15 protein-coding genes are annotated in these 13,877 nt (G+C 59.6%); 12 read left to right on the forward strand and 3 right to left on the reverse strand.

Annotated features, from left to right (window positions below):
* Positions 1–3: 3 nt before the first annotated feature.
* The 11 genes from ACSBQV_RS00945 to ptsG all read left to right on the forward strand — a co-directional run bounded on the left by ACSBQV_RS00945 (position 4) and on the right by ptsG (position 10,557).
* Positions 4–957, forward strand: a complete 954-nt coding sequence (locus ACSBQV_RS00945) for a beta-ketoacyl-ACP synthase III (RefSeq protein ID WP_033642683.1) — start codon at positions 4–6, stop codon at positions 955–957.
* 18 nt (positions 958–975) lie between these two features.
* Positions 976–1,905, forward strand: a complete 930-nt coding sequence (gene fabD, locus ACSBQV_RS00950) for an ACP S-malonyltransferase (RefSeq protein WP_099782677.1) — start codon at positions 976–978, stop codon at positions 1,903–1,905.
* An 11-nt stretch (positions 1,906–1,916) separates the two neighbouring features.
* Complete coding sequence (gene fabG / locus ACSBQV_RS00955; RefSeq protein WP_004928729.1) at positions 1,917–2,651, forward strand: 3-oxoacyl-ACP reductase FabG; 735 nt, start codon at positions 1,917–1,919, stop codon at positions 2,649–2,651.
* Positions 2,652–2,805: 154 nt separating this feature from the next.
* The gene (acpP, locus tag ACSBQV_RS00960) at positions 2,806–3,042 is read left to right on the forward strand and encodes an acyl carrier protein (RefSeq protein WP_004719003.1); all 237 of its coding nucleotides are present in this window, start codon (positions 2,806–2,808) and stop codon (positions 3,040–3,042) included.
* Between the two features lie 82 nt (positions 3,043–3,124).
* Positions 3,125–4,366: a beta-ketoacyl-ACP synthase II gene (gene fabF, locus ACSBQV_RS00965; protein ID WP_033642685.1), complete on the forward strand. Its 1,242-nt coding sequence runs from the start codon at positions 3,125–3,127 to the stop codon at positions 4,364–4,366.
* A gap of 145 nt (positions 4,367–4,511) precedes the next feature.
* Entirely contained in the window at positions 4,512–5,309 is a 798-nt protein-coding gene (pabC, locus tag ACSBQV_RS00970; RefSeq protein WP_033642686.1) for an aminodeoxychorismate lyase, read from the forward strand.
* Between the two features lie 13 nt (positions 5,310–5,322).
* On the forward strand, positions 5,323–6,348 hold the full coding sequence (gene mltG, locus ACSBQV_RS00975) for an endolytic transglycosylase MltG (RefSeq protein ID WP_308348290.1): 1,026 nt from the start codon (positions 5,323–5,325) through the stop codon (positions 6,346–6,348).
* Positions 6,338–6,976, forward strand: a complete 639-nt coding sequence (gene tmk, locus ACSBQV_RS00980; RefSeq protein WP_099782673.1) for a dTMP kinase — start codon at positions 6,338–6,340, stop codon at positions 6,974–6,976. Before mltG ends, tmk begins: the two co-directional genes overlap by 11 nt.
* A complete protein-coding gene (gene holB, locus ACSBQV_RS00985; RefSeq protein ID WP_033650744.1) occupies positions 6,976–7,983 on the forward strand; it encodes a DNA polymerase III subunit delta' in 1,008 nt (335 codons plus the stop codon). Before tmk ends, holB begins: the two co-directional genes overlap by 1 nt.
* 19 nt (positions 7,984–8,002) lie before the next feature.
* Positions 8,003–8,779, forward strand: a complete 777-nt coding sequence (locus ACSBQV_RS00990; RefSeq protein ID WP_042784208.1) for a metal-dependent hydrolase — start codon at positions 8,003–8,005, stop codon at positions 8,777–8,779.
* Between the two features lie 344 nt (positions 8,780–9,123).
* Positions 9,124–10,557, forward strand: a complete 1,434-nt coding sequence (gene ptsG / locus ACSBQV_RS00995; RefSeq protein ID WP_016928184.1) for a PTS glucose transporter subunit IIBC — start codon at positions 9,124–9,126, stop codon at positions 10,555–10,557.
* Positions 10,558–10,614: 57 nt separating this feature from the next.
* Here ptsG and ACSBQV_RS01000 read toward each other — a convergent pair whose 3' ends face one another.
* Together ACSBQV_RS01000 and mntR are read right to left on the reverse strand one after the other, a co-directional pair.
* Entirely contained in the window at positions 10,615–10,980 is a 366-nt protein-coding gene (locus ACSBQV_RS01000) for a DUF4180 domain-containing protein (RefSeq protein WP_099782671.1), read from the reverse strand.
* A gap of 14 nt (positions 10,981–10,994) precedes the next feature.
* Entirely contained in the window at positions 10,995–11,465 is a 471-nt protein-coding gene (gene mntR, locus ACSBQV_RS01005; RefSeq protein ID WP_016928182.1) for a manganese-binding transcriptional regulator MntR, read from the reverse strand.
* A gap of 230 nt (positions 11,466–11,695) precedes the next feature.
* On the opposite strand from mntR, the gene ACSBQV_RS01010 reads away from it, so the two are divergent.
* Positions 11,696–13,000 carry an Nramp family divalent metal transporter gene (locus ACSBQV_RS01010; protein ID WP_099782669.1) on the forward strand — a complete coding sequence of 435 codons (1,305 nt, stop codon included), beginning with the start codon at positions 11,696–11,698 and terminating at the stop codon, positions 12,998–13,000.
* 36 nt (positions 13,001–13,036) lie between these two features.
* On the opposite strand, the gene ACSBQV_RS01015 is transcribed toward ACSBQV_RS01010, so the two are convergent.
* Positions 13,037–13,786 carry an SDR family oxidoreductase gene (locus ACSBQV_RS01015; RefSeq protein ID WP_099782667.1) on the reverse strand — a complete coding sequence of 250 codons (750 nt, stop codon included), beginning with the start codon at positions 13,784–13,786 and terminating at the stop codon, positions 13,037–13,039.
* Positions 13,787–13,877 lie beyond the last annotated feature (91 nt).

The following is a 13,877-nucleotide window of genomic DNA, read 5'->3' on the forward strand; positions in this document are numbered from 1 at the left end:
TACATGTATACAAAGATTCTCGGTACGGGGAGTTATTTGCCCGTACAAGTGCGCACCAATGCTGATTTGGAAAAAATGGTGGATACCTCTGACGAGTGGATCGTCACGCGTACCGGTATTCGCGAACGTCGCATCGCCGCTGCGGATGAAACCGTCGCGACGATGAGCTTCCAGGCCGCTGAGAAAGCGCTGGAAATGGCAGGTGTGGCTAAAGAAGACATTGGGCTTATCGTCGTGGCGACCACCACGACGACTCACGCGTTCCCGAGTGCGGCGTGCCTGGTGCAGCAAATGTTGGGCATCAAAGACTGCGCGGCGTTCGATCTGGCTGCGGCCTGCGCCGGCTTTACTTATGCGCTCAGCGTGGCCGATCAGTACGTGAAAAACGGCGCGGTCAAACATGCGCTGGTTATCGGCGCGGACGTCTTGTCGCGCACGCTGGATCCTGAAGATCGCGGCACCATCATTCTGTTTGGCGATGGCGCAGGGGCGGTGGTGCTGGGGGCTTCTGAAGAGCAGGGCATTCTGTCTACCCACCTGCATGCCGACGGCAGCTACGGCAGCCTGCTGACGCTGCCTTACAAGGATCGTCAGAATCAAGACAAGCCGGCCTATGTCACCATGGCGGGCAATGAAGTCTTCAAGGTTGCGGTCACCGAACTGGCGCGCATCGTCGATGAGACGTTGCAGGCCAACAACATGGACCGCAGCGAGCTGGATTGGCTGGTGCCGCACCAGGCCAACCTGCGCATCATCAGCGCAACGGCGAAAAAACTGGGCATGGGGATGGACAAAGTGGTGGTGACGCTCGATCGTCACGGCAACACCTCTGCCGCCTCGGTGCCTTCCGCACTGGACGAAGCCGTGCGAGACGGGCGAATTCAGCGTGGCCAGCTGGTGCTGCTGGAAGCCTTCGGCGGCGGCTTTACCTGGGGCTCGGCGCTGGTTCGTTTCTGATTTGAACAGGAATAAAAAATGACGCAATTTGCTTTTGTTTTCCCGGGCCAGGGGTCACAGGCCGTTGGCATGCTGGCCGAATTGGCCGCACAGTTCCCGATCGTCGAAGAGACTTTCGGCGAGGCCTCTTCCGCGCTGGATTACGATCTGTGGCAGCTGGTGCAGCAAGGCCCGGCGGAAGAGCTGAACAAGACCTGGCAGACCCAACCGGCTCTGCTGGCGGCTTCCGTGGCGATTTTCCGCGTGTGGCAGCAGCAGGGCGGTAAAGCGCCCGCATTGATGGCTGGCCACAGCCTGGGCGAATACTCGGCGCTGGTCTGCGCCGGCGTGCTGGACTTCAAGGCGGCGATCCGCCTGGTCGAGCTGCGCGGCAAGCTGATGCAGGAAGCGGTGCCGGAAGGCACCGGCGCTATGTACGCCATCATCGGTCTGGACAACGATGCGATCGCCAAGGCGTGCGAAGAGTCCGCGCAGGGACAGGTGGTTTCTCCGGTCAACTTCAACTCGCCGGGCCAGGTGGTTATCGCCGGCAATAAAGAAGCGGTTGAACGTGCAGGCGCCGCCTGTAAAACGGCGGGCGCCAAACGTGCACTGCCGCTGCCGGTGAGCGTGCCTTCGCACTGCGCGCTGATGAAACCGGCCGCCGACAAGTTGGCCGTGGCGCTGCAGGACATCACCTTCAACGCGCCGCAGGTGCCGGTGGTGAACAACGTCGACGTACGCACCGAAAACGATCCTGAAGCGATCCGCAGTGCGCTGGTGCGTCAGCTGTACAGCCCGGTGCGTTGGACCGAGAGCGTTGAATTTATCGCAGCACAGGGAGTGACGTCGCTGCTGGAAGTGGGGCCGGGCAAAGTGCTGACCGGTCTCACTAAACGTATTGTTGACACCCTGACGGCTGCGGCGGTGAACGACACCGCCAGCCTGTCGGCGGCGCTTGAACAATAAAGAGGAAAATGATGAGCTTCGAAGGTAAAATCGTTCTGGTCACCGGCGCGAGCCGCGGTATTGGCCGAGCTATTGCAGAAACGTTTGTGGCCCGCGGCGCCAAAGTGATCGGCACCGCGACCAGCGAGAGCGGCGCTGAAGCGATCAGCGGCTACCTGGGCGCAAACGGCAAAGGGTTTATGTTGAACGTTGTTGATGCGCAATCTATCGACAGCGTGCTGGCATCGATTCGCGCCGAATTTGGCGAAATCGACATTTTAGTGAATAATGCCGGCATTACGCGTGATAACCTGCTGATGCGTATGAAGGATGATGAGTGGGAGGATATCCTCGACACTAACCTGACTTCCGTATTCCGCCTGTCAAAAGCGGTAATGCGCGCTATGATGAAAAAGCGGTTTGGCCGTATCATCACCATCGGTTCCGTTGTCGGCACCATGGGGAACGCAGGGCAGGCGAACTACGCGGCGGCTAAAGCCGGTCTGATTGGTTTTAGCAAATCTTTGGCACGTGAAGTTGCTTCTCGTGGCATTACGGTCAACGTCGTGGCACCTGGCTTTATTGAGACGGACATGACACGGGCGTTGACAGATGATCAACGCGCAGGCATTTTGTCATCAGTTCCAGCCAACCGGCTGGGCGATGCTAAAGAAATCGCCAGCGCTGTTGCATTTTTGGCCTCTGATGAGGCCGGCTATATCACCGGTGAAACGTTACATGTCAATGGCGGCATGTACATGATTTAAAAAATGTGAAAACCATTTGCGTTATTTGAGGCAAAAACCGCAAAATAGCGTAAAATCGTGGTTTGACCAGCCGGGATTTAGTTGCATCTTTTTCAGCATTTTATACACTACGAAAACCATCGCGAAAGCGAGTTTTGATAGGAAATTTAAGAGTATGAGCACTATCGAAGAACGCGTTAAGAAAATCATTGTTGAGCAACTGGGTGTTAAACAGGAAGAAGTTTTGAACAACGCTTCTTTCGTTGAAGATCTGGGCGCTGATTCTCTTGACACCGTTGAGCTGGTAATGGCACTGGAAGAAGAATTCGACACCGAGATTCCAGACGAAGAAGCTGAGAAGATCACTACTGTTCAGGCAGCTATTGATTTCATCAACGCTAGCCAGCAGTAAGAGAACATATCTAGGCGGTCGTTCGACCGCCTAAGTTTTTTCTATCCCTAGTGTCATATTTTTCCCTCCCTGGAGGACAAACGTGTCTAAGCGTCGAGTAGTTGTGACCGGACTGGGCATGTTGTCTCCTGTCGGCAATACGGTAGAGTCCACGTGGAACGCTCTTCTTGCCGGTCAGAGTGGCATCAGCCTGATCGACCATTTCGATACCACTGCCTATGCGACCAAGTTTGCTGGCCTGGTAAAGAATTTTAATTCTGAGGATTTCATCTCTCGCAAAGATGCGCGCAAGATGGACGCCTTTATCCAGTACGGTATCGCTGCCGGCATGCAAGCCATGCAGGATGCAGGTCTGGACATCACCGAGGCTAACGCCAGCCGCATTGGAGCCGCGATCGGTTCCGGCATCGGCGGCCTGGGTTTGATTGAAGAAAACCACAGTTCACTGGTTAACGGTGGCCCACGGAAAATCAGTCCGTTTTTCGTGCCTTCCACCATTGTGAATATGATTGCAGGTCACCTGACAATCATGTACGGCATGCGTGGCCCAAGCATTTCCATCGCCACCGCCTGTACTTCAGGTGTACACAACATCGGCCATGCCGCGCGTATCATTGCTTACAATGATGCGGACGTGATGCTGGCCGGTGGGGCAGAGAAAGCCAGCACCCCATTGGGCGTCGGCGGCTTTGGCGCAGCGCGCGCCCTGTCCACCCGTAATGACAACCCGCAGGCGGCGAGCCGTCCGTGGGATAAAGACCGCGACGGCTTCGTGCTGGGCGACGGCGCCGGCATGATGGTGCTGGAAGAGTACGAACACGCGAAAAAACGCGGCGCGAAAATCTACGCCGAAGTGGTTGGCTTTGGGATGAGCAGCGATGCTTATCACATGACGTCACCACCGGAAAACGGCGCTGGCGCTGCGTTGGCGATGGAAAATGCCCTGCTTGACGCCGGTGTGACCCCGTCACAAATCGGTTACATCAACGCACACGGCACCTCTACGCCGGCGGGTGACCAGGCGGAAGCGCAGGCGGTGAAATCTGTGTTCGGCGCTGATGCCCAGCGCGTGCTGGTGAGCTCGACCAAATCGATGACCGGCCACCTGTTGGGTGCGGCGGGCGCGATCGAGTCCATCTTTACCGTGCTGGCGCTGCGCGATCAGGCGGTACCGCCGACCATCAACCTGGATAACCCGGATGAAGGTTGCGATCTGGACTTCGTGCCTCACGAAGCGCGCCAGGTCAGCGATATGGAGTACACCCTGTGTAACTCTTTCGGCTTCGGCGGCACCAATGGCTCGCTGATCTTCCGCCGAGTGTAACTCGCGCGGTTGTTCGCTGATGAAAAGCCCGGTTTTTTAACCGGGCTTTTTTACGCCTGGCGTCCGGCCGTCAGCAGGGCTGCGTATTGCCTCGCTGCCTGCTATTCTGCGGACGTAATGAAATTACCCGGCAACAGGAGGAAGCATGTACTGGATTAACGGACAACGCCACGATGCGCTGGCGCCGAGCGATCGTGGTCTGCAGTTCGGCGACGGCTGCTTTACTACCGCCCGGGTTATCGACGGTAAAATCGAGCTGCTGCCCTGGCATCTGGAGCGGCTGCAACAGGCGGCCCAACGGCTGATGCTGCCCGCCACCGATTGGCCGGCTTTCGAGCGCGAGATGGCGCAGGCGGCAGAATCAATTTCGCTCGGCGTGGTCAAAGCGATACTGACGCGCGGCAGCGGTGGACGAGGCTACAGCCCGACGGGGTGCGAAAACCCGACGCGCATCGTCGCCCGCAGCAGCTACCCTGCGCACTATTTGCAGTGGCGCGAGCAGGGCATCACGCTTGCGCTCAGCCCGGTGGCGCTGGCGCGCAATCCGCTGCTGGCGGGTTTGAAGCATTTGAACCGCCTGGAGCAGGTGCTGATCCGCGCGCATCTTGACCAGACGGCCGCCGACGAGGCGCTGGTGCTTGACACTGCCGGTATGCTGGTGGAATGCTGTGCGGCTAATTTGTTCTGGCGTAAGGGAAAAGCGGTGTTTACCCCGGATCTGAGCCAGGCGGGCGTCGCGGGCCTGATGCGGCGACGGGTGATCGCGCTGTTGGCGGGATCGGAATACCGTCTGCACTGCGTCAGCGAGCCGCTGGAGACGCTGGCCGATGCCGACGAAGTCCTGGTGAGCAACGCGCTGATGCCGCTGCTGCCGGTAAACGTTGCTCAATCATGGCGTTATCATTCGCGCCAGCTGTATGATTTTTTGCGTCCACACTGTTAACCATGGCTGATTGATGAAGAAAAGAAAGCTGAAGGTCCTGTCTGTTATTGTTGTTCTGGCATTGGCGCTGCTGTTTTGGGGCTACCAGAAGATCGAACGCTTTGCCGATACGCCGCTGGCTATCCAGCAAGAGACTATCTTCAAACTGCCTGCCGGCACCGGCCGGGTGGCGCTGGAAGGGTTACTGGTGCGCGATAAACTGGTGCGCAGCGGCCGCTGGTTCCAGTGGCTGCTGAAACTGGAACCGGAGCTGGCGGAGTTCAAGGCCGGAACCTACCGGTTCACGCCGGGCATGACGGTGCGCCAGATGCTGAAACTGTTGGCCAGCGGCAAAGAGGCGCAGTTTACCGCGCGCTTTATCGAAGGCTCACGCCTGCGTGACTGGCAGCAGGTGCTCCAGCAGTCCAAATACCTGAAACACACTCTGGCGGGCAAAAGCGACGCGGAGATCGCCGCCGCGCTCGGCATTGCTGCAGGAGAAACCCCGGAAGGGCGGCTGTACCCGGATACCTACCAGTATACCGCTGGCATGAGCGACATCGCGCTGCTCAAACGCGCCCACGTCCGCATGAACAAAGCGCTGCAGGCCGCCTGGGACGGCCGCGACACCAGTCTGCCGTACAAAACGCCGGAAGAGCTGCTGACCATGGCATCGATCGTCGAGAAAGAGACTGCGGTGCCGGAAGAGCGCAGCAAGGTGGCGTCGGTGTTCGTCAACCGTTTGCGTCTCGGCATGCGTCTGCAGACCGATCCGACGGTGATCTACGGCATGGGCGAGCGCTATAATGGCAACATCACGCGCAAGGATCTGGAGACGCCGACGCCTTACAACACCTATGTGATCGCCGGCCTGCCGCCAACGCCGATCGCCATGCCGGGCGAGGCCTCGCTGCAAGCGGCCGCCAATCCGGCCAAAACGCCATATCTCTATTTTGTCGCCGACGGCAAGGGTGGGCATACCTTCACCACCAATCTGGCGAGCCATAACCAGGCGGTGCGCGTGTACCTTCAGGCGTTAAAGGAAAAGAATGAAAAGTAAATTCGTTGTAATCGAAGGGCTGGAAGGCGCGGGCAAAACCACCGCGCGCGACACGGTAGTCAATGTGCTGCGTGAACATGGCATCAACGACATCGTCTTCACCCGTGAACCCGGCGGCACGCCGTTGGCGGAGAAGCTGCGCGACCTGTTCAAGCGCGGCATCGACGGCGAATTGCCGACCATCAAGGCCGAAGTCTTAATGCTGTACGCTGCGCGCGTGCAGTTGGTGGAAACCGTGATCAAACCCGCCCTGGCGCGTGGCGCCTGGGTGGTGGGCGATCGCCACGATCTCTCTTCACAAGCCTATCAGGGCGGCGGCCGTGGCGTGGATCCGCAGCTGATGGCCTCGCTGCGCGACACCGTGCTGGGGGATTTTCACCCGGATCTGACGGTCTATCTCGATCTGCCGCCGCTGGTCGGCCTGCAACGCGCGCAGGCGCGCGGTCAGTTGGATCGCATCGAGCAGGAGGCGCTGCCGTTCTTCGAACGCACCCGCGCTCGCTATCTCGAACTGGCGGCGCAGGACGAAACGATCGTCACCGTCGACGCCGCCCAGCCGCTGGAGCAGGTGACTGCGGCGATCCGCGACTGCGTCAGCCACTGGCTGCGGCAGCAGGAAGGCGCATAATGAACTGGTACCCGTGGCTGAATGGCCCTTATCGCCAGCTGATTGGGCAGTACGCCGACGGCCGTGGCCATCATGCGCTGCTGCTGCATGCGGCGGCGGGCAATGGTGACGATGCGTTGGCCTACGGCCTGAGCCGTTGGTTGATCTGCCAACAGCGCAACGGCGAAAAAAGCTGCGGCGAGTGCCACAGCTGCCGGTTGATGCTGGCGGGCAATCACCCGGATTATCACGTGTTGGCGCCGGAAAAGGGCAAGAGCAGCCTGGGCATCGAACCCATCCGCCAGGTGATTGAAACGCTGTACGCCCACGCGCAACAGGGCGGTGCCAAGGTGATTTGGCTGCCGCAGGCGGAACAGCTGACCGAGGCGGCGGCCAACGCGCTGTTGAAAACGCTGGAAGAGCCGCCGGAGAAAACCTATTTTCTGTTGGGTTGCCGTGAGCCATCGCGGCTGATGGCGACGCTGCGCAGCCGCTGCCTGTACTGGCATTTGGCCAGCCCGGATGAGCAGCTCAGCCTGCAGTGGTTGGGCCGGCAGGCGGCGGGCTCTCAGACAGACCGAGTCACGGCGCTGCGCCTGCACGACGGCGCGCCCCTGGCCGCCGAACAGCTGTTGCAACCGCAGCAGTGGCAACAGCGCGGCGCCCTGTGCGCCGCATTGAGCGCCGCGCTGCCGCAACGCGATATGCTGTCGCTGTTGCCGGTGCTAAACCATGAAGACGTCGCCGAACGCCTGCATTGGCTGTGCGCGTTATTGGTGGACGCAATGAAGTGGCAACAGGGCGCGCATCACTATGTATTGAATCAGGATCAGCAGCCGCTGGTGCATCAGCTGGCCAGCCTGCTGAGCAGCGCTTCGCTGCAACAGATTGTGCAGCAGTGGCTGAACTGCCGTCACCAGCTGCTCAGCGTAGTGGGCGTCAACCGCGAGCTGCTGCTGACCGAACAGTTACTTCGCTGGGAACAGATGCTTGGCGCCGCCGGCTATTCCCAACCTCATTCGCTGTAAAGTAAAAGAGTTAAAAATTATGTTGTTAGTCGATTCTCATTGCCACCTTGACGGCCTGGATTACCAAACGCTGCACCAGAATGTGGACGACGCGCTGGCCAAGGCCAAGGCGCGCGACGTCGGCTATGTGCTGGCGGTCGCCACCACGTTGCCGGGTTACCGTTCCATGACCGAACTGATCGGCGAGCGCAACGATGTGGCTTTCTCCTGCGGGGTGCATCCGCTTAATCTGGAAGAGGGCTATGATTACGCCGAGCTGCGTCGCCTGGCGGCGGCGGAGCAGGTGGTGGCGCTGGGAGAGACCGGGCTCGATTACTTCTACCAGAAAGACAACCTTGAGCTGCAGCAGGACTCTTTCCGCGAACATATCCGCATTGGCCGTGATCTGAACAAGCCGGTGATCGTCCACACCCGCGAGGCGCGCGCGGACACGCTGGCGATCCTGCGTGAAGAGAACGCGCAAGACTGCGGCGGCGTGCTGCACTGCTTCACCGAAGATCTGGCCACGGCCGAAGCCTTGCTGGATCTGGGCTTCTACATCTCCTTCTCCGGCATTGTCACCTTCCGCAATGCCGAACAGCTGCGCGAAGTGGCACGCTATGTGCCTCTGGATCGCATGCTGGTGGAAACCGACTCGCCTTATCTGGCGCCGGTGCCGCATCGCGGCAAAGAAAACCAACCCGCCTATGTGCGTGATGTGGCTGAATACATGGCGGTATTGAAGGGCGTCAGCCTGGAACAACTGGCCGAAGCGACCACCGCCAACTTTTCACGCTTATTTCACCTTGAACTATGATCTTTGACCTAGGCTATAGCAGTAGGTCATTGTCTGCGTAATTTTTTTTAAGCTCGTAATTAATCACTGAAACGGGTAAGGTTCGCTCCCGTTTCAGGGTGATTGGCGCGCGTTTTTTGCTCTGTTTTGCCAAAAAAACGCCGGTTTATGCAAAGTTGCCGCGGCTCGATCATCGAAACGTGATTGTCATCAAACATTGCGCAGGCTATTTATTTTACTCTGCGTAATAAATTCAAGGGGTGCTCAGACACCCTGAATTGCAGGGGTTTTTCTCCCCCCCCTTGCAGCGCGACCAATCGCGACAAGAAGTAGCAAAGCATTATTACTCAGGAGCACACTCAACTATGTTCAAGAACGCATTTGCAAACCTGCAAAAAGTAGGTAAATCGCTAATGCTGCCGGTGTCCGTGTTGCCTATCGCAGGTATCCTGCTGGGCGTCGGTTCCGCCAACTTTAGCTGGCTACCTGCGGTAGTCTCCCACGTGATGGCGGAAGCGGGCGGTTCGGTCTTCGCCAACATGCCGCTGATTTTCGCCATCGGCGTCGCCTTGGGCTTCACCAACAACGACGGCGTTTCCGCGCTGGCGGCAGTGGTGGCTTACGGCATCATGGTGAAAACCATGGCGGTGGTTGCGCCGCTGGTGCTGCACTTGCCGGCTGAAGAAATTGCGGCCAAACACCTGGCGGATACCGGTGTGCTCGGGGGGATTATCTCCGGCGCCATCGCGGCCTATATGTTTAACCGCTTCTTCCGCATTCAACTGCCGGAATACCTGGGCTTCTTTGCCGGTAAGCGTTTCGTGCCGATCATTTCCGGTCTGGCGGCGATCGTTCTGGGCGTAGTGCTGTCCTTCATCTGGCCGCCGATCGGTACGGCTATCCAGACCTTCTCGCAGTGGGCGGCTTATCAGAACCCGGTCGTGGCCTTCGGCATCTACGGCGTGGTTGAGCGTGCTCTGGTGCCGTTCGGTCTGCACCACATCTGGAACGTCCCGTTCCAAATGCAAATTGGCGAGTTCACCAACGCGGCGGGCCAGGTATTCCACGGTGATATCCCTCGCTATATGGCGGGCGACCCGACCGCGGGCAAACTGTCCGGCGGCTTCCTGTTCAAAATGTACGGTCTGCCTGCTGCGGCCATCGCCATCTGGCACTCGGCCAAGCCGGAAAACCGCGCGAAAGTCGGCGGCATCATGATCTCCGCCGCGCTGACCTCGTTCCTGACCGGTATCACCGAGCCGATCGAGTTCTCCTTCATGTTCGTCGCGCCGATCCTGTACGTGATCCACGCTATCCTGGCCGGCCTGGCGTTCCCAATCTGCATCCTGTTGGGCATGCGTGACGGCACCAGCTTCTCGCACGGCCTGATCGACTTTATCGTACTGAGCGGCAACAGCAGCAAGATCTGGCTGTTCCCAATCGTCGGTATCGTCTACGGTCTGGTGTACTACACCATCTTCCGCGTGCTGATCGCCAAGCTGGATCTGAAAACGCCGGGCCGTGAAGACACCGCTGCCGAGCAGACTGCGCAGGGCGGTTCCGAAATGTCCGCAGCGCTGGTTCAGGCCTTCGGCGGTAAAGAAAACATCACTAACCTGGATGCTTGCATCACCCGTCTGCGCGTCAGCGTGGCCGACGTGTCCAAAGTCGACCAGGCGGGCCTGAAGAAACTGGGCGCAGCCGGTGTAGTCGTCGCTGGCTCCGGCGTGCAGGCCATCTTCGGTACCAAGTCCGACAACCTGAAAACCGATATGGACGAATACATCCGTAATCATTGATTCAGGCAGGGGAGTTGTAAAGGGAGGCGAAAGCCTCCCTTTTTTTATTGCCTGTCGTCAGGCGCCAAGCCGCTGTTCGAGTTCGGTGAGAGAAGAGAGGAACCAGACCTGTTCGCCGCGATTGGCTTCGCGCACGAAATCTTGCAGCGCGTTGCTTTTCGCCAGCCAGGGGGTGATATCGCCCAGCAGCGCCACGCGCAGGCGGTAGTTGATGAATTTCTGCAATACGGCGCCGGCAATGCCGCTTCTGAGCTGGAAGAAGGCGGCGTCGAGGCGCTTGACGGGGAGGGCAATCATCCCGGCCTCGTGTTCAAAGGCGGGCGCGATAAACAGGCTGACGTCGTTTTCGTCTTTCAACATCGGCCCGGCTTCGGCGAAAACCACCAGGCGCAGACCATGGACTTGCTGCACGGCGTAGCTCATCGGCGTTCCGGGAGTCAGGGTTTGGCGTGCTTTTGCAGGTAATGCTCGAACACCGCCAGCGTTTCGTCCGAGATATGGTGTTCAATTCCTTCGCTGTCCAGCTCGGCGGTTTCGCTCGGCACCCCGAGGCACATCAGCAGATCGACCACGATGCGGTGACGGCGGCGCACTTTCTGCGCCAACTGCTCGCCTTCTTCCGTTAAAAACACCCCGCGATAAGGGCGCGACTCCACCAGCCCGGCGCTTTTCAACCGCGCGATATTTTTGATCGCCGTCGGGTGAGAGACGCCGAAGCGGCGCGCGATATCGGTGGTTCTGGCTTCGCGGGTGCTTTGCAGCAAATCGGCGATCAGCTCAACGTAATCTTCGATCAGCGCATTGGACTGCGCTTCGCGGGCGCGGCTAAAACGCAGGGCGTGCTCGGCCTCGTCCGGCATGTCGGTCTGGGCGTGGCGGTCGGCGTTATCTGGCGCGCGGGTAACCATAGCGTGGGGCGTCCTGTAAGCATAAAAATGGCGTCTCCCGGCAATGCGGGGAGGGTTGCCCTAAGTTAGTCCAAATAGCACACATTATCAATTCGATGCCATGCATTGTGGTAGTTAGAAATATCTCTACACAAAGCCCATTAATTTCGCCTGTTGCATAAAGTGTAGCCGATGCTACATTGTCAGCATGATCGGTGGAAAAATAACCAGCAAAAGATTAAGGGTACTTCATGCGAGACGCGGCAACCCCCTCATCGTTAACCGAACGGACCAACATCGCGATTGGCGCTGCCCTTGCCGGACGCAAGCGCGGCGCCTTTACGCCGCTGCTGTTCGCCGGCCCGGCGGTGATTGCCTCGATCGCCTATATGGATCCCGGTAACTTCGCCACCAACATTCAGGCCGGGGCGAAATATGGCTACAGTCTGCTGTGGGTAGTGGTGATGGCCAACCTGATCGCTATGTTGTTCCAGGCGCTGTCAGCCAAATTGGGCATTGTCACCAACCGCAATCTGGCGGAGATGTGTCGCGACCAGTTTTCCCGGCCGGTAGTGATCGGCATGTGGCTGCTCAGCGAAGTGGCGGCGATGGCCACCGATCTGGCGGAGTTTCTCGGTGGGGCGATCGCGTTAGCGCTGCTGTTCCATATGCCGCTGCTGGCGGGCATGGGGGTGACGGCGGTGATCACCTATGCACTGTTGATGGTGGAAAAGAAAGGTTTCCGCCCGGTCGAGCTGATGATCGGCGGCCTGGTGGGCATCATCGCGCTGTGCTACCTGGTGGAAATGTTCATCGTGCCGGTGGATTGGCCGGCGGCCGGCCTCGGCATGGTGACGCCGCAGTTGCCGGATGCACAGGCGTTGACCATCGCCGTCGGCATTATCGGCGCCACCGTGATGCCGCACGCCATTTTCCTGCATTCGGGGCTGACCCAGCACCGCAGCCCGGCCAGCGACAACGGCGAGCGGCGCAAGCTGCTGCGTTTTTCCAATATTGAAGTGGTGATCGCGCTGGCGCTTGCCGGGCTGGTGAATATTGCGATGGTGATCATGGCCTCGAGCGCCTTCCACGCCGGTAACAGCGACGTGGCCGAAATCGGCACTGCCTACCATACGCTGACGCCGCTGTTCGGCGCTGCGGCCGCCGGCATCTTCCTGGCTTCGTTGATCGCCTCCGGCATTTCCAGCTCGGTGGTGGGCACCATGGCCGGGCAAATGATCATGCAGGGCTTCGTCGGTTTCCGCATACCGGTCTGGGTACGCCGTCTGGTCACGATGGTGCCGGCGTTTATCGTGGTGGCGATGGGCGTCAACGCCACCGACGCGCTGGTCTACAGTCAGGTGGTGTTGAGCCTGGCGCTGCCGGCGCCGATGATTGCGCTGGTAATGTTCACCCGCCGCCGCGACATCATGGGCGAATTCGCCAACGGCCGCTGGACCAGCCTGGCGGCGATGGTCGGCACGGTGGTGATCGTGCTGCTCAACGTGGTGTTGCTGCTGCAGACCTTTGGCGTCGATATTCCCGGCCTGGGGTGATTTTCGGGCCGCGCAGGCCGCGGCCGCACCGCCGAATTATAAATTCCCTACGCCGCCGTCCATCTGCAGCTCCGCGCCGACCATAAAGGCCGACTCATCCGCCGCCAGAAACACCGCCGCTTTGGCCAGCTCCAACGCGCTGCCCATGCGGCCGATCGGCACCAGCGAACGGATATCATCGCGCAATGCCTGCTCATCCGCTTCCGCCAACCCCAGCTTACCCAGCGCCGGGGTTTCGGTCGGGCCGGGGCTGAGGCCGTTAAGGCGAATGCCGCGCGCGTGCAACTCGCCGGAGAGCGTTCTGGCCAAAGACAACAAACCGGCTTTGCTGGCGGCGTAGGCGCTGCTCTGCGGCAGGCCGATATGGGCGCTGACCGAACCGCACAGGATCACCGATGAAGGGTTGGCCAGCAGCGGCAGCAGCGCCTGGATCAGAAAGAACGGCCCCTTCAGGTTGATGTCCATCAGCCGCTGGTAGCTTTGCTCATCCCACTCCTGCAGCGGGCGGTGCGTGACGTCGCCGGCGTTAACGTACAGCACGTCCAGCCGCGGCCACCGTTGCTCCAACTGCTGCGCCAGCGCGCGCTGCTGCGGGATATCGCCGGCGTCGCTCAGCAGCAACAGCGCCTTGCCCGCCAATGCCTGGCCCGCCGCGTCCAGGGCGCGTTGGCTGCGGCCGGTGATCGCCACCGTTGCGCCCTCGGCGATGAACTGGCGGGCGGTTTCCAGCCCGATGCCGCTGGTGCCGCCGGTAATCAATGCGTATTTGCCTTGCAGTCGTGACATAACCGATTCCTCTTTAGCGTCTGTTGCGGCATTATTTGCGCTATAGTTCCTTTTGCATAGTAGGCACCTTTTGGATACTAAAGGACGAGGA

This window comes from Serratia sp. B501 (assembly GCF_051172315.1).
In the GTDB taxonomy this organism is placed as follows: domain Bacteria; phylum Pseudomonadota; class Gammaproteobacteria; order Enterobacterales; family Enterobacteriaceae; genus Serratia; species Serratia ureilytica.

Excerpts from the sequence above, each read along its gene's own strand:
- ACSBQV_RS00945 (WP_033642683.1), top strand. The coding sequence starts at position 4 with ATGTATACAAAGATTCTCGGTACGGGGAGTTATTTGCCCGTACAAGTG.
- fabD (WP_099782677.1), top strand. The coding sequence starts at position 976 with ATGACGCAATTTGCTTTTGTTTTCCCGGGCCAGGGGTCACAGGCCGTT.
- fabG (WP_004928729.1), top strand. The coding sequence starts at position 1,917 with ATGAGCTTCGAAGGTAAAATCGTTCTGGTCACCGGCGCGAGCCGCGGT.
- acpP (WP_004719003.1), top strand. The coding sequence starts at position 2,806 with ATGAGCACTATCGAAGAACGCGTTAAGAAAATCATTGTTGAGCAACTG.
- pabC (WP_033642686.1), top strand. The coding sequence starts at position 4,512 with ATGTACTGGATTAACGGACAACGCCACGATGCGCTGGCGCCGAGCGAT.
- mltG (WP_308348290.1), top strand. The coding sequence starts at position 5,323 with ATGAAGAAAAGAAAGCTGAAGGTCCTGTCTGTTATTGTTGTTCTGGCA.
- tmk (WP_099782673.1), top strand. The coding sequence starts at position 6,338 with ATGAAAAGTAAATTCGTTGTAATCGAAGGGCTGGAAGGCGCGGGCAAA.
- holB (WP_033650744.1), top strand. The coding sequence starts at position 6,976 with ATGAACTGGTACCCGTGGCTGAATGGCCCTTATCGCCAGCTGATTGGG.
- ACSBQV_RS00990 (WP_042784208.1), top strand. The coding sequence starts at position 8,003 with ATGTTGTTAGTCGATTCTCATTGCCACCTTGACGGCCTGGATTACCAA.
- ptsG (WP_016928184.1), top strand. The coding sequence starts at position 9,124 with ATGTTCAAGAACGCATTTGCAAACCTGCAAAAAGTAGGTAAATCGCTA.
- ACSBQV_RS01000 (WP_099782671.1), bottom strand. The coding sequence starts at position 10,980 with ATGAGCTACGCCGTGCAGCAAGTCCATGGTCTGCGCCTGGTGGTTTTC.
- mntR (WP_016928182.1), bottom strand. The coding sequence starts at position 11,465 with ATGGTTACCCGCGCGCCAGATAACGCCGACCGCCACGCCCAGACCGAC.
- ACSBQV_RS01010 (WP_099782669.1), top strand. The coding sequence starts at position 11,696 with ATGCGAGACGCGGCAACCCCCTCATCGTTAACCGAACGGACCAACATC.
- ACSBQV_RS01015 (WP_099782667.1), bottom strand. The coding sequence starts at position 13,786 with ATGTCACGACTGCAAGGCAAATACGCATTGATTACCGGCGGCACCAGC.